Annotated in this window: 22 protein-coding genes; 1 reads left to right on the top strand and 21 read right to left on the bottom strand. The window is 60.6% G+C overall.

What is annotated here, in order from left to right:
* Window positions 1-41: 41 nt before the first annotated feature.
* Window positions 42-917 (bottom strand): S-formylglutathione hydrolase, encoded by an 876-nt coding sequence (gene fghA, locus ACWNZ1_RS20380; RefSeq protein ID WP_456027825.1) that lies wholly within the window; start codon window positions 915-917, stop codon window positions 42-44.
* Window positions 918-925: 8 nt separating this feature from the next.
* Entirely contained in the window at window positions 926-2,038 is a 1,113-nt protein-coding gene (locus tag ACWNZ1_RS20375; RefSeq protein ID WP_135843934.1) for an S-(hydroxymethyl)glutathione dehydrogenase/class III alcohol dehydrogenase, read from the bottom strand.
* A gap of 107 nt (window positions 2,039-2,145) precedes the next feature.
* Here ACWNZ1_RS20375 and ACWNZ1_RS20370 point away from each other — a divergent pair, with 107 nt between their 5' ends.
* Window positions 2,146-3,042 (top strand): LysR substrate-binding domain-containing protein, encoded by an 897-nt coding sequence (locus tag ACWNZ1_RS20370; protein WP_109756627.1) that lies wholly within the window; start codon window positions 2,146-2,148, stop codon window positions 3,040-3,042.
* Between the two features lie 78 nt (window positions 3,043-3,120).
* Here ACWNZ1_RS20370 and ispD read toward each other — a convergent pair whose 3' ends face one another.
* The 19 genes from ispD to uppS form a co-directional block, all read right to left on the bottom strand.
* A complete protein-coding gene (gene ispD / locus ACWNZ1_RS20365) occupies window positions 3,121-3,828 on the bottom strand; it encodes a 2-C-methyl-D-erythritol 4-phosphate cytidylyltransferase (RefSeq protein WP_256452247.1) in 708 nt (235 codons plus the stop codon).
* A complete protein-coding gene (gene ftsB, locus ACWNZ1_RS20360; RefSeq protein ID WP_025212129.1) occupies window positions 3,825-4,103 on the bottom strand; it encodes a cell division protein FtsB in 279 nt (92 codons plus the stop codon). Before ftsB ends, ispD begins: the two co-directional genes overlap by 4 nt.
* Window positions 4,104-4,274: 171 nt before the next feature.
* Window positions 4,275-5,564 (bottom strand): phosphopyruvate hydratase, encoded by a 1,290-nt coding sequence (eno, locus tag ACWNZ1_RS20355; RefSeq protein ID WP_028237207.1) that lies wholly within the window; start codon window positions 5,562-5,564, stop codon window positions 4,275-4,277.
* 155 nt (window positions 5,565-5,719) lie between these two features.
* Complete coding sequence (kdsA, locus tag ACWNZ1_RS20350; protein WP_047227577.1) at window positions 5,720-6,565, bottom strand: 3-deoxy-8-phosphooctulonate synthase; 846 nt, start codon at window positions 6,563-6,565, stop codon at window positions 5,720-5,722.
* A 4-nt stretch (window positions 6,566-6,569) separates the two neighbouring features.
* Window positions 6,570-8,201, bottom strand: a complete 1,632-nt coding sequence (locus ACWNZ1_RS20345) for a CTP synthase (RefSeq protein ID WP_135843932.1) — start codon at window positions 8,199-8,201, stop codon at window positions 6,570-6,572.
* Between the two features lie 274 nt (window positions 8,202-8,475).
* Window positions 8,476-9,801 (bottom strand): tRNA lysidine(34) synthetase TilS, encoded by a 1,326-nt coding sequence (tilS, locus tag ACWNZ1_RS20340; RefSeq protein WP_456027824.1) that lies wholly within the window; start codon window positions 9,799-9,801, stop codon window positions 8,476-8,478.
* Between the two features lie 149 nt (window positions 9,802-9,950).
* Window positions 9,951-10,898: an acetyl-CoA carboxylase carboxyltransferase subunit alpha gene (locus ACWNZ1_RS20335; protein WP_135843930.1), complete on the bottom strand. Its 948-nt coding sequence runs from the start codon at window positions 10,896-10,898 to the stop codon at window positions 9,951-9,953.
* Window positions 10,899-11,047: 149 nt separating this feature from the next.
* A complete protein-coding gene (gene dnaE / locus ACWNZ1_RS20330; RefSeq protein WP_256452245.1) occupies window positions 11,048-14,569 on the bottom strand; it encodes a DNA polymerase III subunit alpha in 3,522 nt (1,173 codons plus the stop codon).
* Between the two features lie 77 nt (window positions 14,570-14,646).
* A complete protein-coding gene (gene rnhB / locus ACWNZ1_RS20325; protein WP_135843928.1) occupies window positions 14,647-15,288 on the bottom strand; it encodes a ribonuclease HII in 642 nt (213 codons plus the stop codon).
* Window positions 15,285-16,415, bottom strand: a complete 1,131-nt coding sequence (lpxB, locus tag ACWNZ1_RS20320) for a lipid-A-disaccharide synthase (protein ID WP_456027823.1) — start codon at window positions 16,413-16,415, stop codon at window positions 15,285-15,287. Before lpxB ends, rnhB begins: the two co-directional genes overlap by 4 nt.
* Window positions 16,416-16,417: 2 nt before the next feature.
* Window positions 16,418-17,194, bottom strand: a complete 777-nt coding sequence (lpxA, locus tag ACWNZ1_RS20315) for an acyl-ACP--UDP-N-acetylglucosamine O-acyltransferase (RefSeq protein WP_135843926.1) — start codon at window positions 17,192-17,194, stop codon at window positions 16,418-16,420.
* Window positions 17,191-17,631 (bottom strand): 3-hydroxyacyl-ACP dehydratase FabZ, encoded by a 441-nt coding sequence (gene fabZ, locus ACWNZ1_RS20310; protein ID WP_135843925.1) that lies wholly within the window; start codon window positions 17,629-17,631, stop codon window positions 17,191-17,193. The genes lpxA and fabZ overlap by 4 nt, the downstream gene beginning before the upstream one ends.
* A 105-nt stretch (window positions 17,632-17,736) precedes the next feature.
* On the bottom strand, window positions 17,737-18,792 hold the full coding sequence (gene lpxD / locus ACWNZ1_RS20305; RefSeq protein ID WP_456027822.1) for a UDP-3-O-(3-hydroxymyristoyl)glucosamine N-acyltransferase: 1,056 nt from the start codon (window positions 18,790-18,792) through the stop codon (window positions 17,737-17,739).
* A gap of 3 nt (window positions 18,793-18,795) precedes the next feature.
* Complete coding sequence (locus tag ACWNZ1_RS20300; RefSeq protein WP_003184901.1) at window positions 18,796-19,299, bottom strand: OmpH family outer membrane protein; 504 nt, start codon at window positions 19,297-19,299, stop codon at window positions 18,796-18,798.
* A 45-nt stretch (window positions 19,300-19,344) separates the two neighbouring features.
* Entirely contained in the window at window positions 19,345-21,720 is a 2,376-nt protein-coding gene (gene bamA / locus ACWNZ1_RS20295; protein WP_135843923.1) for an outer membrane protein assembly factor BamA, read from the bottom strand.
* A gap of 74 nt (window positions 21,721-21,794) precedes the next feature.
* Window positions 21,795-23,147, bottom strand: a complete 1,353-nt coding sequence (gene rseP / locus ACWNZ1_RS20290) for an RIP metalloprotease RseP (RefSeq protein WP_135843922.1) — start codon at window positions 23,145-23,147, stop codon at window positions 21,795-21,797.
* A gap of 52 nt (window positions 23,148-23,199) precedes the next feature.
* Window positions 23,200-24,390, bottom strand: a complete 1,191-nt coding sequence (gene ispC, locus ACWNZ1_RS20285) for a 1-deoxy-D-xylulose-5-phosphate reductoisomerase (RefSeq protein ID WP_265072759.1) — start codon at window positions 24,388-24,390, stop codon at window positions 23,200-23,202.
* Entirely contained in the window at window positions 24,387-25,193 is an 807-nt protein-coding gene (locus tag ACWNZ1_RS20280; protein WP_135843920.1) for a phosphatidate cytidylyltransferase, read from the bottom strand. The genes ispC and ACWNZ1_RS20280 overlap by 4 nt, the downstream gene beginning before the upstream one ends.
* Window positions 25,193-25,948: a polyprenyl diphosphate synthase gene (gene uppS, locus ACWNZ1_RS20275; protein WP_135843919.1), complete on the bottom strand. Its 756-nt coding sequence runs from the start codon at window positions 25,946-25,948 to the stop codon at window positions 25,193-25,195. Before uppS ends, ACWNZ1_RS20280 begins: the two co-directional genes overlap by 1 nt.
* Between the last annotated feature and the right edge of the window lie 13 nt (window positions 25,949-25,961).

Here is a 25,961-nt window from a genome sequence, read left to right as displayed (position 1 = left end):
GAACATCGGCCCACATCGTTCTGGTATCCCTGATAGAAACTTCAGGGGATTTTACCTAAGACCTTGAAAGGGATGGCGTTTAGAGCGCGTGCATGATGTTGCAAGTGGTCGCCAATGAAGCTGGCGATGAAGAAGTAGCTGTGGTCATAGCCGGGTTGCAGGCGCAATTCCAGCGGATGGCCGGCAGCCTTGGCTGCCTGCTGCAGGGCTTCAGGCTTGAGCTGGTTGGCCAGGAAATCATCGCGATCACCCTGGTCCACCAGCAGCGGCAACTGCTCATCAGCCTCGGCAATCAGTGCGCAGGCATCCCATTCCCGCCATTTCGAACGGTCTTCTCCCAGGTAACGGGAGAAGGCTTTCTGGCCCCACGGGCAATCCATCGGATTGTTGATTGGCGAAAAGGCTGACACCGAACGATAACGTCCCGGGTTGCGCAAGGCGCAGACCAACGCGCCATGACCGCCCATGGAGTGGCCACTGATGCCGCGTTTATCCGAGGCAGGGAAATGCGCCTCGACGAGCGCCGGCAATTCCTGCACCACATAGTCATGCATCCGATAGTGCCGCGCCCATGGATCCTGCGTGGCATTCAGATAAAACCCTGCACCCAGGCCGAAGTCCCAGGCACCGTCCGGATCGCCCGGCACGTCGGCACCACGGGGGCTGGTGTCCGGGGCGACAATAATCAGCCCCAACTCGGCGGCCATGCGCTGGGCACCGGCTTTCTGCATGAAATTTTCGTCGGTGCAAGTCAACCCGGACAACCAGTACAGCACCGGCAACTTGCCGCCCTGCTCGGCTTGCGGCGGCAGGTACACGGCAAACACCATGTCGCAACCGAGCACTTCGGAACGGTGCCGGTAACGCTTGTGCCAGCCGCCGAAGCTTTTCTGGCAGGAGATATTTTCAAGGCTCATGACCGACCTCAGAAATGAATGACGGTGCGGATGCTCTTGCCTTCATGCATCAGGTCGAACGCCTTGTTGATATCTTCCAGGCCCATGGTGTGGGTGATGAAGGTATCCAGCGGGATCTCGCCTTTCTCGGCCATCTCCACGTAGCTCGGCAATTCGCTGCGACCGCGCACGCCGCCAAACGCCGAACCGCGCCAGACGCGTCCGGTTACCAATTGGAATGGACGAGTGGAGATTTCCTGGCCGGCACCGGCGACGCCGATGATCACCGACTCGCCCCAACCCTTGTGGCAGCACTCCAGCGCGGCACGCATCAACTGGACATTGCCGATGCACTCGAAGGAAAAGTCCACGCCGCCGTCAGTCATGTCGACGATGACTTCCTGGATCGGCCGGTCGAAGTCTTTCGGGTTGACGCAATCGGTGGCGCCCAGTTGCTTGGCGATTTCGAACTTGGCCGGGTTGATGTCGATGGCGATGATGCGCGAGGCCTTGGCCTTCACCGCACCAATCACTGCCGACAGGCCGATGCCGCCCAGGCCGAAGATGGCCACGGTGTCACCGGGCTTGACCTTGGCCGTGTTGATCACCGCACCGATACCGGTGGTGACGCCACAACCCAACAGGCAGACTTTTTCCAGCGGGGCTTCTTTCGGGATCTTCGCGACGGAGATTTCCGGCAACACGGTGTATTCGGAGAACGTCGAGGTGCCCATGTAGTGAAAAATCGTTTCGCCCTTGTAGGAAAAGCGCGAAGTGCCGTCCGGCATCAGGCCTTTGCCTTGGGTGGCGCGAATCGCCTGGCACAGGTTGGTCTTGCCCGACTTACAGAATTTGCACTGACCGCATTCCGGCGTGTACAGCGGAATCACATGGTCACCCACCGCGACCGACGTCACGCCTTCGCCGATGGCTTCGACAATGGCACCGCCTTCATGGCCGAGGATCGACGGGAAGATCCCTTCCGGGTCGGCGCCCGACAAGGTATAGGCGTCGGTATGGCAGACGCCGGAAGCCACCACGCGCAACAGCACTTCGCCCGCCTTGGGCATGGCGACGTCGACTTCAACGATTTCCAGGGGTTTCTTGGCCTCGAAGGCAACGGCAGCGCGCGACTTGATCATCCGGATTCTCCAGCAAATAAAAACAAGACCGGGAGTGTAATCCTCCGTCGGACGATGAATAATCCAGTCAAAAGCAAAACATTATTGCTGTACAGGGATAATCGCCTATGTCCGACAACCGCTGGGAAGGGATCGACGAGTTCGTCGCGGTGGCCGAATGCAGCCAATTCACCGCGGCTGCCGAACGGCTCGGGGTTTCGTCCTCTCATATCAGTCGACAAATCGTACGACTGGAAGAGCGTCTACAGACGCGATTGCTCTATCGCAGCACCCGCCGGGTCACCCTGACCGAAGCCGGCCAAACCTTTTTGCAGCATTGCCAGCGCCTGCAGGATGGACGCGAGGAAGCGCTGCGGGCGGTAGGCGATCTCACCAGCGAACCCAAGGGCATGCTGCGCATGACCTGTGCCGTGGCCTATGGTGAGCGCTTCATCGTGCCGCTGGTGACGCGGTTCATGGGGCTTTATCCACAGTTGCGGGTGGACATTGAACTGAGCAACCGCCCACTGGACCTGGTTCATGAAGGGTTGGACCTGGCCATACGCCTGGGCCGCTTGCAGGACTCACGCCTGGTCGCCACCCGCCTCGCACCGCGGCGCATGTACCTGTGCGCCTCACCGTCCTATCTGGAACGCTACGGTCGGCCCCATAGCTTGTCGGAATTGAGCCGCCACAACTGCCTGATCGGCAGTTCCGATATCTGGCAACTGGAGCAGAACGGGCGGGAATTTTCCCAGCGCGTGCAAGGAAACTGGCGCTGCAACAGTGGGCAAGCGGTACTCGACGCGGCCCTGCAAGGCGTCGGGTTATGTCAGTTGCCGGATTATTACGTGCTGGAGCATTTGCACAGTGGTGCGTTGATATCGCTGCTGGAGGCTCATCAACCGCCTAATACGGCGGTGTGGGCGCTGTATCCGCAGCAGCGGCATCTGTCGCCGAAGGTGCGCAAGTTGGTGGACTATTTGAAAGAGGGGTTGGCGCAGCGGCCGGAGTATCGGGGTTAGGTCGTTTTCTGTCCGTGGTTTATTCGGCGCCGGAATGATCGCCTTCGCGACGCGGTATTCGCACAGATACGCGATTAATTAGCGACGATTCGCCCAGCGCTGGCGCAACCACTCCAGGTCTTCCGGCCGAGTGACCTTGATGTTATCAGCCCGCCCTTCGATCAACCGCGGCGCCTGCCCGGCCCATTCCATGGCGGAGGCTTCGTCGGTAATCAGCGCATCGGCCACCAGGCTGTCGGCCAGGGCCCGATGCAAGGCGCCGAGGCGGAACATCTGCGGTGTATAGGCTTGCCAGATCACGCTGCGATCGACGGTTTCCAACACGCGACCCTGCTTGTCGGCACGCTTGAGGGTGTCCCGCGCCGGGACGGCCAGCAGGCCGCCGACCGGATCGGTCGCCAACTCGCTGAGCAGTGTGTCCAGATCGTCCCGGGCCAGGTTGGGTCGCGCGGCGTCGTGCACCAGTACCCAATCGTGATCATCGGCGCCCTGCTCGTGCAGATGCAGCAAGGCATTGAGCACTGAAGCCGAACGCTGTTCGCCACCGTCCACGCGCTGGATGCGAGTGTCGCTGGCGCAGGCCAGGGTCGGCCAATAAGGATCATCGTGTGCAACGCTGACCACCACGCCTTTGACGGTCGGATGATCGAGGAAACAGCCAAGGCTGTGTTCAAGAATGGTGCGCCCACCCAGTTGCAAATATTGCTTGGGACGGTCGGCGGCCATACGGGCACCAACGCCCGCGGCAGGAATCACGGCCCAAAAGGCCGGCAAACGGATACTCATTGGGCCAGCTGGTAGAGGGTTTCGCCCTCTTTCACCATGCCCAGTTCATGGCGAGCCCGCTCTTCAACGGTCTCCATGCCCTTTTTCAACTCACTGACCTCGGCGTCCATCACCCGATTACGCTCCAGCAACGCTTCGTTTTCCGCGTGCTGATCGGCTATTTGCTGAGTCAGGTCGGCCACTTGCGCCAGACTGCCATTACCCACCCACAGGCGGTACTGCAGGCCAGCCAGCAACAGGAGCAAGACAAGAAACAACCAATTGGGACTGCGCATCGAATCTCAGGTATCCAGTGAAAAAAGACAGCCATGCCAAACTTTGAAGCGTCTGATAGCACGAAGCCTGGAAAAACCAGGCTTGTGCTTGATAAGGCATCAGATTAGAGGCAAAACCGCCGCTATTGCGACTTTTCCGACACTATCCGCTGTCTTTTTACCATTTACTGCTTAGCCGCGAAACTCGGCACGACCGTTGTACTTGGCCTTGCCGTTCAATTGCTCTTCGATACGCAGCAGTTGGTTGTACTTGGAAACGCGGTCGGAACGGCACAGCGAACCGGTCTTGATCTGGCCCGCCGCAGTGCCCACGGCCAGGTCGGCGATGGTCGAGTCTTCGGTTTCGCCGGAGCGATGGGAGATCACGGCGGTGTAGCCAGCGGCCTTGGCCATCTGGATGGCTTCCAGGGTTTCGGTCAAGGTGCCGATCTGGTTGAACTTGATCAGGATCGAGTTGGCGATCTTCTTGTCGATGCCTTCTTTCAGGATCTTGGTGTTGGTCACGAACAGGTCGTCACCCACCAGCTGGGTTTTCTCGCCGATCTTGTCGGTGAGGATTTTCCAGCCGGCCCAGTCGGACTCGTCCAGGCCATCTTCGATGGAGATAATCGGGTAACGCTCGGTCAAGCCCTTGAGGTAGTCGGCGAAACCTTCGGCGGTGAACACCTGGCCTTCGCCGGACAGGTTGTACTTGCCGTCTTCGTAGAACTCACTGGCGGCGCAGTCCAGGGCCAGGGTCACGTCGGTGCCCAGTTTGTAGCCAGCGTTGGCCACGGCTTCGGAGATCACTTTCAGCGCGTCTTCGTTAGACGCCAGGTTCGGTGCGAAACCGCCTTCGTCGCCAACGGCAGTGCTCAGGCCACGGGCCTTCAGCACGGCTTTGAGGTGATGGAAAATCTCGGTGCCCATGCGCAGGCCTTCGGAGAAGGTCTTGGCGCCAACCGGCTGCACCATGAATTCCTGGATGTCGACGTTGTTATCGGCGTGCTCGCCACCGTTGATGATGTTCATCATCGGCACCGGCATCGAGTAGACACCCGGGGTACCGTTGAGATTGGCGATGTGTGCGTACAGCGGCAGGTCCTGGTCCTGGGCAGCGGCCTTGGCAGCGGCCAGGGACACGGCGAGGATCGCGTTGGCGCCCAGGGTGGCTTTGTTTTCGGTACCGTCGAGCTTGATCATCGCGTGATCGAGGGCTTTCTGGTCGGCAGGATCCTTGCCCAGCAACAGGTCACGGATCGGACCGTTGATGTTGGCGACGGCTTTGAGCACGCCCTTGCCCAGGTAACGGCTCTTGTCGCCATCACGCAGCTCGAGCGCTTCGCGCGAGCCAGTGGAAGCACCGGACGGCGCACAGGCGCTGCCGATGATGCCGTTGTCGAGAAGCACGTCCGCTTCAACAGTGGGGTTGCCACGGGAGTCGAGAACTTCACGACCTTTGATGTCGACGATTTTTGCCATTGTTGTAAACACTCCAAAGTTGACGAAAACGACGCAGCGAGAGGAAATCTTTTTACCGTCGGCGGGTATAGAGCAGCGGGCAGGCTCGCCGACAATAACGCCCGGCCCGCAGGCCAGAGCGTTTATCGAGCGGTACTTTACCGGAGAAAATCGCGTTACGCGGTTTCTATCGTCGGAAAACTCTTGACCAGTTCGTCCAATGCCTTGAGCTGAGACAGGAAAGGTTCCAGCTTGTTCAAGCGCAAGGCACAAGGGCCGTCGCACTTGGCGTTGTCCGGGTCCGGGTGGGCCTCGAGGAACAGGCCGGCCAGGGATTGGCTCATGCCAGCCTTGGCCAGGTCAGTCACCTGGGCCCGACGACCACCGGCGGAGTCGGAACGACCACCCGGCATCTGCAGGGCGTGCGTCACGTCGAAGAACACCGGGTATTCGAACTGCTTCATGATGCCGAAGCCGAGCATGTCCACTACCAGGTTGTTGTAGCCGAAGCTCGAACCACGCTCGCAGAGGATCAACTGGTCATTGCCGGCCTCTTCGCACTTGCTCAGGATGTGTTTCATTTCCTGGGGCGCGAGGAACTGGGCCTTCTTGATGTTGATCACCGCACCAGTCTTGGCCATCGCGACCACCAGGTCGGTCTGGCGCGACAGGAAGGCCGGCAACTGGATGATGTCGCAGACCTCGGCGACGACCGCAGCCTGGGCTGGCTCGTGGACGTCGGTGATGATCGGCACGCCAAAGGCTTGCTTGATGTCTTGGAAGATCCGCATGCCCTCTTCCAGGCCTGGGCCACGGTAAGAGGTCACGGACGAGCGGTTGGCCTTGTCGAAACTGGCCTTGAACACGTAAGGGATACCCAGTTTCTGGGTGACCTTCACGTATTCCTCGCAGACCTGCATCGCCATGTCGCGGCTTTCCAGCACATTCATGCCGCCGAACAGCACCATGGGTTTGTCGTTGGCAATCTCGATGTCGCCAACGCGGATAATCTTCTGGGCCATCGTCTTATGCCTTTTTCTGGTGTTGAGCCAAAGCGGCTTTCACGAAACCGCTGAACAGCGGATGGCCGTCCCGTGGCGTCGAGGTGAACTCGGGGTGGAACTGGCAGGCGACGAACCACGGGTGATCCGGAGCCTCGACCACTTCCACCAGCGCGCCGTCACCGGAACGACCGGATATTTTCAGGCCGGCCTCGATCAGTTGCGGCAGCAGGTTGTTGTTCACTTCGTAGCGATGACGGTGACGCTCGACGATCACGTCCTTGGCGTAGCAATCGTGCACCTTGGAGCCGGCTTCGAGCAGGCAATCCTGGGCGCCAAGACGCATGGTGCCGCCCAGGTCGGAGGCTTCGGTGCGAACTTCCACGGCGCCGGTGGCATCTTCCCACTCGGTGATCAGCCCCACGACCGGATGGCCGCTGGCGCGATCGAACTCGGTGGAGTTGGCGTCTTTCCAGCCCAGCACGTTACGGGCGAACTCGATGACCGCCACTTGCATGCCCAGGCAGATACCCAGGTACGGCACCTTGTTTTCGCGAGCGTACTGCACAGCAGTGATCTTGCCTTCCACGCCCCGCAGACCGAAACCGCCCGGCACGAGGATCGCATCGGCACCTTCGAGCAGACCGGTGCCCTGGTTCTCGATGTCTTCGGAATCGATGTAGCGCAGGTTGACCTTGGTACGGTTGCTGATGCCGGCGTGACTCATCGCCTCGATCAGCGACTTGTAGGCGTCCAGCAGCTCCATGTACTTGCCGACCATGGCGATGGTGACTTCGTGTTCCGGGTTGAGCTTGGCATCGACCACCGCTTCCCACTCGGACAGATCGGCGCCAGCACATTGCAGGCCGAAACGTTCGACGACGAAATCGTCCAGGCCCTGGGAGTGCAGGATGCCCGGGATCTTGTAGATGGTGTCGGCGTCTTCCAGGCCGATCACCGCACGCTCTTCAACGTTGGTGAACTGGGCAATCTTGCGACGCGAAGAAATGTCGATCGGATGATCGGAGCGGCAGATCAGCACGTCTGGCTGCAGGCCGATGGAGCGCAGTTCCTTGACCGAGTGCTGGGTTGGCTTGGTCTTGGTTTCGCCAGCGGTGGCGATGTACGGGACCAGTGTCAGGTGCATCAGCATCGCGCGCTTGGCACCGATTTCGAAACGCAACTGGCGGATGGCTTCAAGGAACGGCTGGGACTCGATGTCGCCCACAGTACCGCCGATCTCGACCATTGCCACGTCGGCATCGCCAGCACCCTTGATGATGCGGCGCTTGATTTCATCGGTGATGTGCGGGATGACCTGGATGGTCGCGCCCAGGTAGTCACCACGGCGCTCTTTGCGCAGCACGTGTTCATAGACACGGCCAGTGGTGAAGTTGTTGTTCTGGGTCATGGTCGTGCGGATGAACCGCTCGTAGTGGCCCAGGTCCAGGTCGGTCTCGGCGCCGTCGTGGGTGACGAACACTTCACCATGCTGGAACGGGCTCATGGTGCCCGGGTCAACGTTGATGTACGGGTCCAGCTTGAGCATGGTGACCTTAAGTCCCCGCGCCTCCAGGATGGCCGCCAATGAAGCCGAGGCAATGCCTTTCCCCAATGAAGAAACAACACCGCCCGTGACGAATATGTAGCGCGTCATGAAAAACCCTAGAAGTCTGCGTTAAAGCGGTCCGAGCCGCCGGGGAAAGCGAAGGAAGGCCGAAGCCCCCGATCACCTGCATTAATCACAGTGCACCTTTCAAAAAAACCGCCGCGTTGGGACAGACCGGAAGTGAGATCACCGGTACGTTGCTCGCTACACATTTTTTGGAATCGCCCAGCAAAGACTGCTTGGTAATCGGCAACTCCTGCAATTCAGGCGAATCCACAGAAGTTGTATCAAGAAGGGAGCGTAGTCTACCGGAAAGCCCCTTTCAGCTCAAACCCCGATCTTGGCTTCCTGGCTGCCAGTTCAATTGCCAACTGCCATCAACCCCAGCGTCCAGGCCTGCCAGGTTGGCCACCGCCAGCAATTGCTCGCCTCGATACAGCAGCGGCAATCGGCCGCGCACAAAGGCCGGCACGGCGTTTTCGTTGAGCAAACGCTTGAGATCACGGTGACCGCGACCGGGTAGCTCCATTACTTCGCCACCCTGACGATAGCGCACACAAAGTGGCCCCGCCGGGATCCTGCCGCCGAGCATCACCCGACCATTGTCCGGCAGGCTCAAGGGCTCATCCGCCAGCGGCCATTCGACGGGGCCTGCGACCGGTCGCAACCAGTGGTCGGATAACCACCAGATCCGTCCACCAGCCCGGTGCAGCTCACCACCGGCCAGTCGCCAGATCGGTCGCGCATCGTCCCTCGCCTCCCGCAGCGAGTCCCAGCCGCACCAGTGGTCGCTGTCGGGCAACGTCGTCAGCGAGCTGAGCCAATGGCTCAACGCATTACGCTGGCGGGCCGGCGCCAAGGCCTGCAACGGCGCCAGTTCCAGGGATGGCAAGCCAAGCCAGTCAAACGCACCTGGGGTCGTGGCGCCAGCCAGATCGATCCGCGCCAGGTCATCCAGCAAGCCCTGGGCTTCACCCATGTGCGCCGCGCTGCGCGCCAGGGCCTGCGCAGCCTGGGGCCACTGTTCGGTCAATACCGGGAAAGCTCGCTGGCGCAGGAAATTGCGCGCGTACCGGTGATCGTCGTTGGAAGGGTCCTCGATCCAACTCAAGCCCTGTTGCCTCGCATAGGCTTCCAGCTCCACCCGGGACACATCGAGCAAGGGGCGCAGCAAGTACCCCGCCCCCAGAGGACGCTGCCTGGGCATCGCCGACAAACCCCTCACCCCTGCCCCACGCAACAAACGAAACAACAGGGTTTCAGCCTGATCGTCGCGGTGCTGGCCAGTGAGCAGCACTTCATTGCCCTGGAGCACCGCCACGAAAGCGCCATAACGCGCCTCCCGGGCGGCGCGCTCGACGCTGGCGCCGGGCTGGACTTGCACGCTCACCACCTCAAGCGGCACCCCAAGGGCCTTGCAGACCGAGCGACAATGGTCCGGCCATGCATCGGCCACAGCCTGCAGGCCATGATGGACGTGGATAGCGCTCAGAGGCGGCAGGGGTTGGTTTTTTGCGAGGGACGCGAGCAGGTGCAACAGGACGGTGGAATCGAGGCCGCCGGAGAAGGCGATGCGCCAGGTGGCGGCGTTGCGCCAGGGGGATAGCTGCGTGATGAGCCGGGTGGGCAGGTCGATGCTTGTGTTCATGGGTATCAGCCTTGGCACAAATCAAATGTGGGAGCGGGCTTGCTCGCGAAGGCGGTGAATCAGTCAACACATGGGTTGAATGTTAAACCGCCTTCGCGAGCAAGCCCGCTCCCACACTGGCCCCCACAACTGCTGGAAGCTTGGTCAGATCAGAGACCGTAACTCATCAACCGCTCATAGCGACGAGCCAGCAGCGCATCGTTGTCGAATTTCTTCAGCATCGACAGTTGCGATGTCAGCTCGGCGCGAATCATCGCCGCCGCGGCAGCCGGGTCGCGGTGGGCGCCGCCCACTGGCTCGCTGATCACTTTATCGACAATGCCCAGGCCTTTGAGGCGCTCGGCAGTGATGCCCATGGCTTCAGCGGCATCCGGCGCCTTCTCGGCGGTTTTCCACAGGATCGAGGCACAACCTTCCGGCGAGATCACCGCATAAGTGGAATATTGCAGCATGTTCAATTGATCGCACACACCGATGGCCAGCGCACCGCCGGAACCACCCTCACCGATCACGGTGGCGATGATTGGGGTTTTCAGGCGCGCCATGACGCGCAGGTTCCAGGCAATCGCTTCGCTCTGGTTGCGCTCTTCGGCGTCGATGCCCGGGTAGGCGCCCGGCGTGTCGATGAAGGTCAGGATCGGCATCTTGAAGCGCTCGGCCATTTCCATCAGGCGGCAGGCCTTGCGGTAGCCTTCAGGGCGCGGCATGCCGAAGTTGCGACGCACCTTCTCGCGCACTTCGCGGCCTTTCTGATGGCCGATAACCATCACCGGCTGGTCATCCAGGCGAGCAACGCCGCCTACGATGGCAGCGTCGTCGGAGAAGTGGCGGTCACCGTGCAACTCATCGAACTCGGTAAAGATGTGCTCGATGTAGTCCAGGGTGTAGGGACGACGCGGGTGACGCGCCAGGCGGGCGATCTGCCAACTGGTCAGCTTGCCGAAGATGTCTTCGGTCAGCGTCCGGCTTTTGTCCTGCAGACGAGAGATTTCATCGCCGATATTCAGCGAATTGTCATTACCGACCAAGCGCAACTCTTCGATCTTGGCTTGCAGGTCGGCGATCGGCTGTTCGAAATCTAGAAAATTCGGGTTCATAGGCGTCCGTCTTGGGTCGACGTCCAAGAGAGCTTGGGCCGGCCGGTTGTCTATTCGCGCCTACCTTAAGGGAGAGGCGCGTTCAGGTCGAGATTAAAAATTCGGGTCGAGATCAGGGGCGTTCCGGTTTCAAGAGTGGCCCCTGGCCGTCAACGGTATTGGAGGAAGACGTTGTCTTTGCCGAACTGGTCACGCAAGGCTTGAATCAACGCATCCGCCGGGTCAATTCGCCAGCCTTCGCCGAACTGCAGCACGGCCTTGGCGTCGGGGCGCACGTACTCCATGGTGATCGGGCAAGCACCGCGATGGCGCTTGAACAACTCGCCCAGCCAACGCAGCTGATCGCCCTTGAGGTCCTGGGTCTGCAACTTCAGGCGCAGGCTCTCGGCCAGGTTGGTGCGGGCATCTTCCATGCTCATCACCCGCTTGACCCGCAGCCGCAGGCCACCGGAAAAATCATCGTTGCTGACCTCGCCTTCCACCACCACCATCGCGTCGGTCTGCAACAGCGACTGCGCCGAGTGGAACGCATCGGCAAACAGCGAAGCCTCGATGCGCCCGGAGCGATCATCGAGGGTAATGAAACCCATCTTGTCGCCCTTTTTATTTTTCATCACCCGCAGGGCAATGATCATACCGGCGACGGTTTGCGTGTCACGCGCCGGCTTGAGATCAATGATGCGCTGGCGGGCGAAGCGGCGGATCTCGCCTTCGTATTCGTCGATCGGGTGCCCGGTCAGGTACAGGCCCAAGGTGTCTTTCTCACCTTTGAGGCGTTCCTTGAGGGTCAGCTCCTTGGCCTTGCGATGATTGCCATAGACATCAGCGTCTTCCTCGACGAACAGCCCGCCAAACAGGTCGGCGTGGCCGCTGTCGTGGGTGCGGGCGGTCTGCTCGGCAGCCTTGATCGCTTCTTCCATGGCCGCCAGCAACACCGCGCGGTTGCGGTCGATGTTGGCCTGATAGGCCTTGGGCTCATCCTGGAAGTACGGCCCCAGACGGTCCAGCGCGCCACTGCGGATCAAACCGTCGAGGGTGCGCTTGTTGATACGCTTGAGGTCGACCCGCGCGCAGAAATCGAACAGGTCCTTGAACGGCCCGTCCTGGCGCGCTTCGGTGATGGCCTCCACCGGCCCCTCGCCCACGCCCTTGATGGCGCCCAGGCCATAGATGATGCGGCCCTCGTCGTTCACGGTGAACTTGAACTCCGAAGCGTTCACGTCCGGTGCGTCGAGGCGCAGCTTCATGGTCCGCACTTCTTCGATCAAGGTCACGACCTTGTCGGTGTTGTGCATATCGGCCGACAGTACCGCGGCCATGAACGGCGCCGGGTAATGGGCCTTCAGCCACGCGGTCTGGTACGACACCAGGCCATAGGCGGCGGAGTGGGATTTGTTGAAGCCGTAGCCGGCGAATTTTTCCACCAGGTCGAAGATGTTACCGGCCAGGTCAGGGTCGATGCCGTTGGTGGCGCAACCGTCAATGAAACCGCCGCGCTGCTTGGCCATCTCCTCGGGTTTTTTCTTACCCATGGCTCGACGCAGCATGTCCGCGCCGCCAAGGGTGTAGCCGGCCATCACCTGGGCAATCTGCATCACCTGTTCCTGGTACAGGATGATGCCATAGGTCGGCGCCAGCACCGGTTTCAAGCCTTCGTACTGATAGTCCGAGTGCGGGTACGCCAGCTCTGCGCGGCCGTGCTTACGGTTGATGAAGTCGTCCACCATGCCTGATTGCAGCGGGCCCGGACGAAACAGGGCCACCAGTGCGATCAGGTCTTCCAGGCAGTCGGGCTTGAGCTTTTTGATCAGCTCTTTCATGCCCCGGGATTCAAGCTGGAACACCGCCGTGGTTTCGGCTTTTTGCAGCAGGCTGTAGGTCGGCTTGTCATCCAGCGGGATGAAGGCGATGTCCAGCGGCTCTTCGCCGACCTTGGCCCGATCACGGTTGATGGTTTTCAGTGCCCAGTCGATGATCGTCAGGGTCCGCAGACCGAGGAAGTCGAACTTCACCAGGCCCGCCGCCTCGACGTCATCCTTGTCGAACTGGGTGACCAGGCCGTCGCCCTCTTCATCGCAATAGATCGGCGAGAAGTCAGTCAGCTTGGTCGGCGCAATGACCACGCCACCGGCGTGCTTGCCGACGTTACGCACCACGCCTTCGAGTTTTCGGGCCATTTCCCAGATTTCCGCGGCTTCTTCATCGACCTTGATGAAGTCCCGCAGGATTTCTTCTTGCTCGTAGGCTTTTTCCAGGGTCATGCCGACTTCGAACGGAATCATCTTCGACAGACGATCCGCCAGGCCGTAGGACTTGCCCTGCACCCGCGCCACGTCACGCACCACAGCCTTGGCGGCCATGGAACCGAAGGTGATGATCTGGCTCACCGCGTTGCGACCGTACTTCTCGGCCACGTAGTCGATCACCCGGTCGCGACCGTCCATGCAGAAGTCGACGTCGAAGTCGGGCATGGATACCCGTTCCGGGTTGAGGAAACGTTCGAACAGCAGGTCATATTCCAACGGGTCGAGGTCGGTGATCTTCTGCACGTAGGCCACCAGCGACCCGGCGCCCGATCCACGGCCAGGGCCTACCGGCACGCCGTTGTTCTTGGCCCACTGGATAAAGTCCATCACGATCAGGAAGTAACCGGGAAAGCCCATCTGGATGATGATATCCAGCTCGAAATTCAACCGGTCGACGTAGACCTGGCGCTTGGCTTCGTAATCTTCGGTGGTGTCCTTGGGCAGCAGGACGCTGAGGCGATCCTCCAGGCCGTCAAAAGACACCTTGCGGAAATATTCGTCGATGGTCATGCCATCGGGGATCGGGAAGTTGGGCAGGAAGTGCTTGCCCAGTTTCACTTCGATGTTGCAGCGCTTGGCGATCTCAACAGTGTTTTCCAGCGCCTCGGGCAGGTCGCTGAACAACTCGGCCATTTCCTCGGCGCTCTTGAGGTATTGCTGGTCGCTGTAGTTTTTCGACCGCCGTGGATCGTCGAGGGCCCGGCCCTCACCGATGCAGACACGGGTTTCGTGGGCTTCGAAGTCTTCCTGCTTGATGAAGCGCACGTCGTTGGTCGCCACCAGCGGCGCGCCAATCTTGTCGGCCAGGGCCACGGCGGCGTGCAGGTGCTCTTCATCGTTGGGGCGGTTGGTACGCTGCACTTCGATGTAGAAGCGGTCCGGGAACACCGCCATCCAGTCACGGGCCAGGGTCTCGGCTTGTTCGGTGTCGCCACTGAGCAGGGCCAGGCCGATTTCACCCTCCTTGGCCGCCGACAGCATGATCAGGCCTGCGCTGGCCTCGGCCACCCACTCACGCTCGATGATGATCGAGCCATTGCGCTGGCCGTCGATAAAGCCGCGGGAGATCAGCTCGGTAAGGTTGCGATAACCCTGGGCGTTCATCGCCAACAGGCTGATACGACTCAGTGGCGCATCAGGGTCCTTGTTCGACAGCCACAGGTCGGCACCGCAGATCGGCTTGATCCCGGCGCCCATGGCGGCCTTGTAGAACTTGACCAACGAACACATATTGTTTTGGTCAGTGACCGCCACGGCAGGCATGTTCATGCCCACCAGGGTCTTGACCAGTGGCTTGATCCGCACCAGGCCATCGACCAGGGAGTATTCAGTGTGCAGGCGTAGATGAACGAATGAAGCCGGCATAGTGATCCTGCGTTAAGTCATGAAAACAACAAGGCCCGGATTGTACCGGGCCTTGGGTAAAACATCAGCCATGAGAGCTAGCTCTCGATCAACCCTTCACGCGCCTCATAAGCCAACCGCACCGGTGCGAACGAGCGCCGGTGGATCGGTGTTGGCCCAAGGCGCGCCAGGGCTTCCAGATGAACGGGGGTCGGGTAGCCTTTGTGACCGCCGATGCCATAACCCGGGTAAATCAATTCGAAGGCGGCCATTTCCCGGTCACGACTGACCTTCGCCAGGATCGAGGCCGCCGCGATGGCCGGCACCTTGCCGTCGCCCTGGATGACCGCTTCGGCGCGCATCGACAGTTTCGGACAGCGATTGCCATCGATCATCGCCAGTTTCGGCGTGATGTGCAGCCCCTCCACGGCACGCTGCATGGCGAGCATGGTGGCGTGCAGAATATTCAGTTCGTCGATTTCTTCGACTTCGGCCCGGGCAATGCACCAACTCAGGGCCTTCTCGCAGATTTCGTCGTAGAGTTTTTCGCGCCGGGCCTCGGTGAGCTTCTTGGAATCGTTGAGCCCCAGAATCGGCCGCTTCGGATCGAGAATCACCGCCGCGGTCACCACCGCGCCGCACAACGGGCCACGCCCCACCTCATCGACACCGGCCACCAGTTCTTCGACTTCGGCGACCAGATTGAAGTCCAGGCCCATCTGTAGCTTCACGTTACTCATTGTTTTGCGCCGATCAGAGTCAGCACTGCGTCCGCAGCCTGGTTGGAGGCATCGCGGCGCAAGGTGCGGTGGATTTCGTCAAAGCCCCGGGTCTGTTCCTGGCCGCCGTCAATCAACGGCGCAAGCGTATTGGCCAATGCATCGGCGGTGGCCTCGTCCTGCAACAACTCAGGCACCAGCAAGCGCTGGGCCAACAGGTTCGGCAAGGAGATGTAAGGGCTCTTGACCATACGCTTGAGAATCCAGAACGTCAGCGGCGCCAGGCGATAGGCGACCACCATCGGGCGCTTGAACAACAATGCCTCAAGGGTAGCCGTGCCGGACGCGATCAACACGGCGTCACACGCAGCCAGGGCTTCATGGGAGCGACCGTCAAGCAGCGTAATCGGCAAATCGCGACCGATCAAAAACTCTTCAAGCTGGGCCCGACGCTGCGCACTGGCACATGGCAGAACAAAACGCACGCCGGGACGAATCGACCGCAGGCGCTGCGCGGCGTCGAAAAACAAGCCACCCAGGCGACTCACTTCGCCACCACGGCTGCCAGGCATCAAGGCCACCAGTGGCCCTTCGGGCAGGCCCAACGCCTGGCGCGCTGCTTCGCGATCAGCCTCCAGGGGAATCGTATCGGCCAGGGTATGCCCGACAAACCGCACCGGCACGCCCTTCTCTTCGTAGAACCGGGCTTCGAACGGCAGCAGCGTCAGCATCAGGTCGCAGCCTTCGCGAATCTTCAGCACCCGCTTCTGCCGCCAGGCCCAGACCGACGGACTGACGTAATGCACGGTCTTGATACCGGCCTGGCGCAATTTGAGTTCGATATTGAGGGTGAAATCCGGTGCATCGATACCGATGAACACATCCGGTTTTTCATCGATCAGGGTCCGGATCAGCTTCTTGCGCCGGGCCAGCAACTCGCGCAGGCGACCGAGCACTTCCACCAACCCCATCACCGACAGACGCTCCATCGGAAAATAGGACGTCAGCCCCTCGGCTTGCATCAACGGCCCGCCGACACCGATGAACTCGACGGCAGGATGCTGCGCCTTGAGCGCCCGCATCAGACCGGCACCCAGAATGTCACCGGAAGCCTCTCCCGCTACCAGTGCGATACGCAAGTTAGCCATGATTAACGAGTGATGCCGCGGGTCGAAGACTGGATGGAGTCGCGGAAAATTGCGACTTCCGGGAACTGCGCCGAAGCCTCGGCCAACTCGGCGAGCGCCTGTTCGACCGTCAGGCCCTGGCGATACACAACCTTGTAGGCGCGTCGCAACGCAGTAATGGCCTCTTCGCTGAAGCCACGACGGCGCATGCCTTCGAAGTTCATGCTGCGGGCTTCAGCCGGGTTGCCGAACACGGTGACATAGGCCGGGACATCCTTGCCAATGGCGGTGCCCATGCCCGAGAAGCTATGGGCGCCGATATGGCAATACTGGTGCACCAGGGTGAAGCCCGACAGGATCGCCCAGTCATCCACGTGCACATGGCCGGCCAGCGCGGTGTTGTTGACCAGGATGCAATGGTTGCCGATAACGCTGTCATGACCGATATGGGCATAAGCCATGATCAGGTTGTGGTCGCCCAGGGTCGTTTCGCAGCGATCTTGAACGGTACCACGGTGAATCGTCACGCCTTCGCGGATCACGTTGTGATCGCCAATGACCAGGCGAGTTTCTTCACCTTTGTACTTGAGATCGGGCGTGTCCTCGCCTACCGAAGAAAACTGGTAGATGCGATTGTGACGGCCAATCCGGGTCGGTCCCTTGAGAATTACGTGGGGGCCGATCACCGTACCCTCGCCGATTTCCACACCTGCGCCGATGATCGACCACGGGCCGACCTCGACATCGGCGGCCAGGACGGCCGTCGGATCGATGATTGCGCGAGGGTCAATCAAACTCATAGCTTGCGTTCCGCACAGATGATTTCAGCGGAGCAGACCGGCTTGCCGTCGACCGAAGCCTGGCATTCGAACTTCCAGATCTGGCGCTTGCAACTGATGAACTTGGCCTCGAGGATCAATTGATCGCCCGGGGTGACCGGCTGGCGGAAACGCAGCTTGTCGGAGCCGACGAAGTAATACAGCGTGCCGTCGGCAGGCTTTACGTCGAGCATTTTGAAACCAAGGATCCCGGCAGCCTGAGCCATTGCTTCGATGATCAACACGCCCGGCATGATTGGATGCGCGGGGAAGTGACCATTGAAGAACGGCTCGTTGATGCTGACATTCTTGTAGGCGCGAATTCGCTTGCCTTCAACGTCCAGTTCCACAACCCGATCCACCAGCAGGAACGGGTAACGGTGAGGCAGGTATTCGCGAATCTCGTTGATGTCCATCATTTCGGGAGGAAGCCTATGTAAAGATTGGGAGCGCACGGGTGACGCGCACTCCGCTAGCAAATCAAGGAGCCCTAACGGCTGTGCACACTTGATATGGAAATGGTATCAGCCATCTGATGAAGCAATACCGTCAGGGGTCACGTCCCCTACACGCTTTTCCACCTGTCGCAGACGTCGCGCGATGTCATCGAGCTGACGGATACGGGCCGCACTCTTGCGCCATTCGGCCGCCGGCTGCATCGCTGTACCGGAGGAATAGGCACCCGGCTCGGTAATCGAGTGGGTCACCATGGTCATCCCGGTCAGGAATACGTTGTCACAGATATCGATATGGCCGACCAACCCAACGCCACCGGCAAGCATGCAGTGCTTGCCGATTTTGGTGCTGCCGGAAATGCCCACGCAGGCGGCCATGGCGGTGTGGTCACCGACCTGGACGTTGTGGGCGATCTGGATCTGGTTGTCGAGCTTGACGCCATTGCCAATGATCGTATCGGCCAGTGCACCACGGTCGATCGCCGTGTTGACGCCGATTTCCACGTCATCGCCAACGGTGACGCCGCCGATCTGGGCGATCTTTTGCCAAATGCCTTTCTCGTTGGCGAAACCGAACCCTTCACCGCCCAGCACCGCGCCAGACTGAATCACCACCCGCTTGCCGATGCGCACGTCGTGGTACAGGGTGACCCGCGGAGCCAGCCAACCACCGTCACCGATCTCGCTGCGCGCGCCGATGAAGCAATGGGCGCCCAGCGTGACACCGGCGCCGATCCGGGCCGCGCTTTCGATGACCACAAAAGGACCGATGCTGGCCGTTGGGTCAACCACGGCATCCGCCGCAATGACCGCGCTGGCATGGATACCAGGGGTCGATTTGGGCTTGGGATCAAACAGATGGGAAATCCGCGCATACGCCAGGTACGGATCGGGCACGATCAGCGCATCGCCGGCAAATCCTTCGGCATCAGCAGCCTTGAGCAACAGCGCGCCAGCCCGGCTGTCGGCCAGGTACTTGCGGTATTGAGGATTTGCCAGAAAGCTCAACTGAGCTGGGCCAGCCTCTTGCAAAGTGGCTAGCCCAGTAATTGGCCTCTGCGGGTCGCCACGCAGGGTGGCGCCGAGGAACTCGGCCAACTGGCCGAGCTGGATAGTCGCTGTCATGGATTACTTCAGCTGATTCATGCGCTCGATAACCTGACGCGTGATGTCGTACTGAGGCTTGACATCGATCACTGCGCCACGTTCGAACACCAGGTCAAAACCACCTTTCTTGATGACTTCTTCCACAGCACTGTCGAGTTTCGGCTTGAGCTGCTTGAGCATTTCACGGTCGGCAACGGCTTTGGCTTCGTTCAGCTCCTTGGATTGAAACTGGAAATCACGGGCCTTTTGCTTGAACTCAAGCTCCAGACGCTCGCGCTCGCCCTGGGCCATCTTGTCGCCACCGGCTACCAGACGATCCTGAATACCCTTGGCGCTGCTTTCCAGGCCCTTGAGCTTGGTCAGTTGCGGACCGAATTTTTTCTCGGCATCCACGGCGTATTTCTTCGCCGCATCGGATTCCAGCAAGGCCATCTGATAGTTCAGCACGGCGATCTTCATGTCGGCAAAAGCCGGACCTGCGACCAGTACGGTCGCCAGGAGAACCAATTGAGTCAACTTACGCACGATGTACTCCTACAAAATCCATTGTCGTTATCTTGGGTCAGACGCTTAGAACGTCTGGCCGAGGGAGAATTGGAACACTTGAGTTTCAGCGTCATCCGGTTTCTTGATCGGCATCGCCAACGCAAAGCTCAAAGGCCCCAGCGCGGTGACCCAGGTCACACCCACGCCCACGGAACTGGCCATGTTGCTCAGGCTGATGTCGTTGCACTTGGTATTGGAGCTAGTACCGTTGGCGTTGGTGGTGTCACTGCACGAGGAGTCGAAGACGTTACCCACGTCCCAGAATACCGAGGTACGCAGGGAACGCTGATCCTTGACGAACGGCATCGGGAACAGGATTTCGGCGCCGCCCTGGATCAGCACGTTGCCACCGAATGGAAGCGGATCCTGGTCCGGATCACGAATAGTACCCGGGTTGTTGCCCGAACTCGGAGTGCTGCGTGGGCCCAGGGTACTGTCCTTGAAGCCACGAACCGAGTTGAAACCACCGGCATAGTAGTTCTCGTAGAACGGCAGGCCATCGGTCGAACCGTAACCGTCGCCATAACCCAGTTCAGTGTGCAGGCGCATGGTGTAGTTGTCAGACAGCGGCTGGAACAGCTGGCCTCGGTAGTCGAGCTTGAAGAACGACAGGTCGCTGCCAGGAGTGGTGGTCTCGAGCACCAGGCTCTGGGAGTGGCCACGAGTTGCCAGCACACCCTTGTTCAGAGTCGACTCGGACCAACCGGCCGAAGCCTTGAAGTTCAGGTACTTGTCGCCTTCCTTGTCAACGAAGTCGAAAATCTCGTCAACGGTATAACGACCAGTGCTGATCTCGTCCTGCTGGGCGGTGAGACCGAAGGTCAGACGCGAAGTCTCGCTGATTGGATAACCCACGTTGACGCCTGCACCCAGGCTGTCCACGGCATAGCTGGAGATGTCGGAGTCGAGCTCGTCATAGTCGGTGGTGCGATAGAAGGCGTTATAGCCCAGGCTCACACCGTCGGCGGTCCAGTAGGGGTCCACGTAACCGAAGTTGTAGCGGGTCTGGTATTCGCTACGGGTCAAGCCGATGCTGACCTTGTTACCGGTACCCAGGAAGTTGTTCTGGGTAATGGAGCCACCGAGAATCAGACCGGCGCTCTGGGCGAAACCGACACTGGCGGTGATCGAGCCGGAGGCCTGCTCTTCGACGCTGTAGTTCACATCCACCTGGTCATCGACGCCCGGTACGGCCGGGGTCTCGACGTTGACTTCCTTGAAGAAGCCCAGCCGCTCCAGACGGGTCTTGGACTGGTCGATCAGGTAGGTCGACGCCCAGCCCCCTTCCATCTGGCGCATTTCACGGCGCAGCACTTCGTCCTCGGACTTGGTGTTGCCACGGAAGTTGATGCGGTTGACGTAGGCACGCTTGCCCGGGTCGACGGCGAAAGTGATGTCGACGGTATGGTCTTCATCGTGCGGCTGCGGCACGCCGTTGACGTTGGCGAAGGTGTAGCCCTCGTTACCCAGGCGACGGGTGATCAGTTCGGACGTGGTGGTCATCAGCTTGCGCGAGAACACCTGGCCCTTCTGCACCAGCAACAGCGACTTGACCTGGTCTTCAGGTACTTTCAGGTCACCGCTGAGCTTGACGTCACGAACGGTGTACTTCTCGCCTTCGTTGACGTTGACGGTGATGTAGACGTGCTTCTTGTCCGGGGTGATGGACACCTGGGTCGAAGCGATGTCCATGTTGATGTAGCCACGGTCCAGGTAGTAGGAACGCAGGCGCTCCAGGTCACCGGAGAGTTTTTCACGGGCGTACTTGTCATCGTTCTTGAAGAACGACAGCCAGTTGGTGGTCTTGAGTTCGAAGAGGTCGATCAGGTCTTCATCAGGGAAAACCGTGTTACCCACCACGTTGATGTGCTGGATGGCCGCCACGGTGCCTTCGTTGATGTTGACCTTGAGGCCGACACGGTTGCGCGGCTGCGGCACCACTTCGGTGTCGACGGTGGCCGAGTAGCGACCCTGGGCGACGTATTGGCGCTGCAGCTCGTTACGCACGCCTTCGAGGGTGGCGCGCTGGAAGATCTCGCCTTCGGCCAGGCCGGATTGCTTGAGGCCTTTCATCAGGTCTTCAGTGGAGATCGCCTTGTTGCCTTCGATCTCGATGCTGGCGACCGACGGGCGCTCCACTACCGTGATGACCAGGACATTGCCGTCACGGCCCAGTTGGATATCTTGAAAGAAACCGGTTTTGAACAGCGCACGAGTGGATTCCACCAGGCGCCGATCATCCGCCTGCTCGCCGACGTTCAACGGCAAGGCACCAAAGACGCTACCCGCGGAGACCCGCTGGAGGCCATTGACGCGAATATCAGAGATAGTGAAGGACTCGGCGTGAACTTCGGCGATCATCAATACGGTGAGAACCGCAGTTAGCAGCAGACGTTTCATGAAGTCCTTTCTTATTCCAACTGGCAATAAACAAACTGCCGCAAAATGCGGCAGATTCGCAATTCAGCGAAGCGTTACAGACGACCCAAATCGTTGACCAGGGCAAGCAACATGACCCCGACCACCAAGCTGATACCGATCTGTATCCCCCAACCTTGCACCCGATCCGACAAGGGACGACCACGCGCCCACTCGATCAGATAAAACAACAAATGCCCCCCATCCAGTACCGGAATGGGCAGCAAATTCAGAACCCCCAGGCTAATGCTCAGATAAGCAAGGAAATTCAGGAAATCAGCAACGCCCGACTGGGCAGAAGCGCCCGCCACTTTAGCAATGGTTATCGGTCCACTCAAGTTTTTTACCGAGAGCTCGCCGAACAACATTTTCTTGAGTGAGTCGAGGGTCAGGACACTCATGGTCCAAGTCCGTCGCGCACCCTCACCAATCGCCGCCACTGGGCCGAAACTGACCTCTCGAATCATCTCCGGTGGCCAGTCGACAGCCTTGACGCCTGCCCCCAGATAACCGGTCGGTGCCTTTCTCTCGCCACGGGCCGCCAGGGCTACCGGGACGTCGATCGGCGCGCCGTCGCGCTCAACGCGCAGGACAATCTTGGCGTCAGGACGTACGCGGACCGAATCGACCACCTGCTGCCAGTCGCTGACCGGCTGGCCATCGAGTGCCAGCAACCGGTCACCCGTCTTCAGGCCTGCGGCCTGGGCCGGGCCTTTCGGGTCAAGTTCAGCGAGTATGGGCGGCAATGCCGGGCGCCATGGACGGATGCCCAGGGAGCGAATCGGGTCCGGCTCGTCAGCGCCCTTGAGCCAGTTATCGAGCATCAACTCCCGGGGCGAATCCGTTGTCGAGCCCTGCTCACGCACCATCAATTGCAATGAGCCGCTCTCGCCCAGGCGACGTACCAGCTGCAGATTGACCGCCGCCCAGCCCGAAGTCGGCTCGCCATCGATCGCGACGATTTCCTCTCCCGCACCCAACCCGGCCCGAGCGGCAACGCTGCCGGCTTCGACCGCGCCGATGACCGGACGCACCTGTTCGCTGCCCAGCATGGCCAGCGCCCAGAAAAACACCATGGCCAGCAGGAAATTGGCGATCGGCCCCGCCGCGACGATGGCGATACGCTGACGAACGGTCTTGCGATTGAACGATTGATCGAGCTGATCGGCCGGTACTTCACCTTCGCGCTCGTCGAGCATCTTCACGTAGCCGCCCAGCGGGATGGCCGCCACGACGAACTCGGTACCTTTCTTGTCGTGCCAGCGCAGCAACGGCATGCCAAAGCCCACGGAAAAACGCAGAACCTTGACGCCACAGCGCCGCGCGACCCAGAAATGACCGAATTCGTGAAATGTGACCAGCACCCCCAATGCAACCAGGGTGCCGACAATCATATAGAGCGCGCTCATCTGTTTTCTCCGCAATCCTGTCCAGGGTAGCCCTGACTAACGTCTCGCAGCTTCAACGCCCGTGGCGCCTCAGCCATTGACCCGCCAACTCGCGAGCCCTGGCGTCCGCCGTGAATACCGCGTCGAGGTCATCGACCGAAACCACGGCCTCGAGGTTCAAGACCTCCTCGATGATACTCGCGATCTCGGGGTAACGGACACGTCCCTCGAGAAACGCTGCCACCGCCACTTCATTGGCGGCGTTAAGCATGGCCGGCGCGCTGTTGCCCGCCTCGGCCGCCTGTCGTGCCAGACGCAGGCAAGGGAAGCGCTGCTCATCGGGCGCCTGGAAATCCAGGCGAGCGATGGCGAACAGGTCCAGCGGCGCCACACCTGAATCGATCCGCGCAGGCCAGGCCAGGGCATTGGCGATCGGCGTGCGCATGTCCGGATTGCCCAACTGGGCCAGCACCGAACCGTCGATATAGTCCACCAGGGAGTGAATCACGCTCTGCGGGTGAATCACCACCTCGACCTGGGACGGTTTGGCGTCGAACAGCCAGCAGGCCTCGATCAGCTCCAGCCCCTTGTTCATCATGCTGGCCGAATCCACGGAAATCTTGCGCCCCATGGACCAGTTCGGATGAGCACAGGCCTGCTCAGGTGAAACATGCACCAATTCTTCCAGCGGCGTCTGCCGGAACGGACCACCGGAGGCCGTCAGCAAAATCCGCCGGACACCCACCGCGCTCAAGCCACGGGAAAAGTCCTGCGGCATGCATTGAAAAATCGCATTGTGCTCGCTGTCGATGGGCAGCAGTACCGAGCCGCTTTTGCGCACAGCCTGCATGAACAGTGCGCCAGACATCACCAGCGCTTCTTTATTGGCCAACAGGATCTTCTTGCCAGCCTCCACCGCCGCCAGCGTCGGACGCAAGCCCGCCGCACCGACAATCGCCGCCATCACTGCGTCAACTTCAGGAGCGGAGGCCACCTGACACAGGCCCTCCTCCCCCACCAGCACGCGTGTAGGCAGGCCAGCCGCGCGCAGATCATCCTGTAGCGCCCGCGCCACACCTGCCTCAGGCACCACGGCAAAGCGCGGCGTGTGGCGTATGCACAGCGCCAGCAGCTCACTCAAGCGCGTGAAGCCGCTAAGGGCGAACACCTGGTAGCGCTCCGGATGCCGGCCGATGACATCAAGCGTACTGAGGCCGATCGAACCGGTCGCCCCCAGGACGGTGATCTGTTGAGGACGACTCACGATGCCGCCATCCACAACAGCACGGCGAAGATCGGGATCGCGGCGGTCAGGCTGTCAATGCGATCCAGCACACCGCCATGACCCGGCAACAGATTACTGCTGTCCTTGATCCCGGACTGACGCTTGAACATGCTCTCGGTCAGATCGCCCACCACCGACACGAATACAATGAGGGCCGCGCCAAACAGGCCAACCAGCAGTTGCCCGGCAGTCCACTCCCGCATGACGCCGACCACTGCCGTGATCACCAAACTCAGGGCCAGGCCGCCGTAGACGCCTTCCCAGCTCTTGCCGGGACTGACCTTCGGTGCCAGCTTGCGCTTGCCGAAGGCCTTGCCGGAGAAATACGCCCCGACGTCGGCCCCCCAGACCAGCACCATCACTGCCATGATCTGCCAGTTACCCAGCGCGCCCTGCTTGATCCAGATCAGCCCTTGCCAGGCCGGCAGCAGGATCAAAAGACCGATCATCAGCTTGGTCGCCGCATTGGCCCAATGATGAGAGGTCCGCGGATAGGTCAAGACCAGGAAGGTCGCCGTTGCCCACCACAACACCGCAGCACCCAGCACCCAGGGCGCGATGCCCGGCACCAGGTACATGACGAACAGCATGGCCGCCACGGCCGCGGCGTAGGCCACGCGCGCCGACTGCTCAGGAAAGCCTGCCAACCGCGCCCACTCCCACGCCCCCAGGGTCACCACCAGCCCGATGAACAGGGCAAAACTTGCCCCCTCGAGCAGGAAAAACCCGCCCAAGGCGATGGGCAACAGGATCAGGGCAGTGATGATTCGTTGTTTGAGCATTAAACCCGGGCTCCGGCTTCGATCTGCTCGCTCGTTTTACCGAAGCGACGTTGACGGGAAGCGAAATCAGCCAGTGCGATACGCATGGCTTCGTGTTTGAAGTCCGGCCAGAACAGGTCGGAGAAGTACAGCTCGGCGTAAGCCAGCTGCCAGAGCAGGAAATTGCTGATGCGGTGGTCGCCACCGGTGCGGATGCACAAGTCCGGCAACGGCAGGTCGCCGGTCGCCAGACAGGTTTGCAACAACTCAGGCGTGATGTCCTCAGGCTGCAGGTGCCCGGCCTGGACTTCCCGCGCCAGCCGCTGGGCCGCCTGGGCAATGTCCCACTGGCCGCCATAGTTGGCGGCGATCTGCAGGACAAACCGGTCGGTGCCAGCGGTCGCGGCCTCGGCTTCGCGCATCGCCGCTTGCAGCTCCGGATGAAAACGCGAGCGATCGCCAATGATACGCAGGCTGATACGGTTCTCGCTGAGACGCTTGGCCTCACGACGCAAGGCCTTGAGGAACAGGTCCATCAAGGCACTGACTTCATCGGCCGGACGCTGCCAGTTCTCGCTGGAGAACGCGAACAGGGTCAGCACCTCGACCCCTGCCTCGGCGCACACCTCGATTACCGCACGAACCGCGTCGACCCCTGCCTTATGCCCGGCAACCCCGGGCATAAAGCGTTTCTTGGCCCAGCGATTATTGCCGTCCATGATGATCGCCACGTGGCGCGGCACCGCAAACGGCACGGCCTGCTTGGTCTTTTCCATGAAAACGCCCTGA

The organism is Pseudomonas sp. CFBP 5748 (genome assembly GCF_053850495.1).
This window is presented reverse-complemented; position numbering and strand designations above follow the sequence as displayed.